The sequence below is a fragment of the Acetomicrobium mobile genome (assembly GCF_937920065.1).
In genome coordinates this window covers 1-2,245 of record NZ_CALETC010000040.1, presented here as the reverse complement: position 1 = coordinate 2,245, position 2,245 = coordinate 1, and the positions used below count along the sequence as shown (strand labels likewise).

Below are 2,245 nucleotides of genomic sequence, written 5' to 3'. Positions count from 1 at the left end.
TCTGTTTTTGATTTTAGTTTCCTCTGCCATTTGCTTAATTCCTTATTTTTATCGTCGATTTTTTCGTGAAGTTGCCACATCTCCCGGATCATCTTTTTAGTCATATCAGATAGGGGCTCACCGTTAAATTTCGTCAAAGCCAGTGCAAAATTTTTGTTCCATTTTTGGTTTTTCGGGACGAGCAAGATGTCTTTTATTTCTTCTTCCAGGTATTGTTTAACCTTATTTGCCGTTTTACTTCCCTGCTCTTCTTCGTCCCAATCCTCGACTTCTTCTAAAAGCTCGTTTAGCTCTCCTTCGGCTTCGGCTATTTTACTTTCCAGTTCCTCTATTTCTTCCACCTCGGCTTTAAAATATTTATCCTTAATTCTGTCGTCCTCGATGAGGTTTTTGCTCCAACCGGCGGAGACTATGGTTTTGAAATCATATTTCAGCTCTTCCCACCAGTTAACGAATATCCCCGAGACCCTAAACTCATCTAACAACCCAAGAGGCATTAAAGCTTCCTTTAGCCCCTTTATGGCCTTTATTCTAAAATCCCACAGGTTATTGTTCCCGCGAAATCTTTCGATTTTGGGATTTACCTCGTTCCACCATTCTTTGAGTCTGTCTTTATGTTTTAAGATAGTTTCGTTTATAGCATTCATGTTTTCGATAATCTCTTTTATATCGTTCTTTTCTCTTATGTTTGTTTGAAACTCAAGATACTCGCCATCTTTTTCTTCGAATAAGAGGTTTAAAGGAACGTTGAACCTGCGAAAACTACGTTCATATAAATCAACTTCCCTTTTTGGGACACCGCAAACAAGGTGAGCGCGGACATCTTCTATCTCGGGATCCGGAGAGTTATCGACATATCTTCTGATGTTAAGGTTAAAATCATTTTCTTCTATCTCTTTAAGGTCCACAAACCTCGAATATTTAGAGATCTCGAGCTTGTTGTCGAAGACCATGACGATCTTTTCGATATCCTCCGGCCTGAGGTAATTTTGATTTCTTCCCTCGCCGTATTCCCTATCGGCATTGATGAACAAAATCCTGTCTTTCATATGTTCCGGCTTGTTTTTGTTGATGACTATTACGCACGCGGGAATGCCTACGTTATAAAACAACTTTGGAGGTAAGCCAATAATGGCTTCGATTAAATCGTCTCTCACTATGCCCTCTCTTATGACCTTCTCCTGCGCGCCTCTGAAAAGAACTCCATGGGGCATTACGGTCGCCATGATACCGTCATCTTTTAAGCTGGCGATCATGTGTTGCAGGAACATCAGATCTCCCTTTTTCCCAGTTTCGGGAGTAAAGCCGTACTTGAACCTTTCCGGGTAAAGCATGCTCGCTCTCGAGTAATTTTGAGAAAAGGGAGGATTGGCCAAGACCCTGTCGAAGTGTTTTATGTAGCCTTTTTCTGTAAAGGCAGGATTTGTCAATGTATCCTCGTTTTCTATATGGGCATCAGGTATATCGTGAAGTATCATGTTCATCTTGCATATTGACCAGGTCAATCCGTTGAGTTCCTGGCCGTAAAGTGCCAGATTCTTTGGGTTCATGCCCTGCTCTTCCACGTATTGCCTTGATTCTATGAGAAAACCTCCGGAACCGACGGTGGGATCGTAAATTGACATGCCCTCTTGTGGTTTAACAAGCCTTACCATCAATTGTTTGACCTGAGGAGGCGTATAAAATTCCCCTCCTTTTTTACCCGCCGAGTCGGCAAACTCCCTGAGGAGGTATTCGTAGGCAGCTCCAAGTAAGTCGGGAAATTCAAAGTCGTCGTTTGTGAGCCTGTATTTATTAAAGTGATGAATGAGATCGATGAGCTGTTGATCCTTTAGGCGAGTTTTGCCCTTGACGGCGTTGAAGTCAATGTGCTTTAAGACCCCGTCGAGTTCGGGATTTGCTTCCTCCAGTGCGGCTAGAGCCTTATTTAACTGATTTCCCACGTCCTCTTTTAAGTTGAGGATATTTTCCCATCTTGACCTCGTCGGGACGAAGAATGTATCTTCATACGTATCGTGATCTTCTAAAAGCTCTGCTATCTCATCTTTCGAGAAACCCATGGCAGTGAACTTGTCTTTTAGTTCTTGTCTTTTTACTTCAAAGACGTCAGAAACGCGTTTCAAGAAAAGCATGCCGAAGATGTATTCCTTATATTCGGAGGCATCCATCTTCCCCCTGAGAATATCGGCGGCCTTGAAAAGATGGGTCTCCAGCTGTCTTAAGGTTATCTTGCCGTTATTCATAT

The 2,245-nt window shown here is 42.4% G+C and carries 1 protein-coding gene; it reads right to left on the bottom strand.

What is annotated here, in order from left to right; all coding sequences use genetic code 11:
- The coding region (locus tag Q7P41_RS01715; protein ID WP_303881662.1) for a type I restriction-modification system subunit M at positions 1 to 2,245 on the bottom strand (2,245 nt) is incomplete at both ends.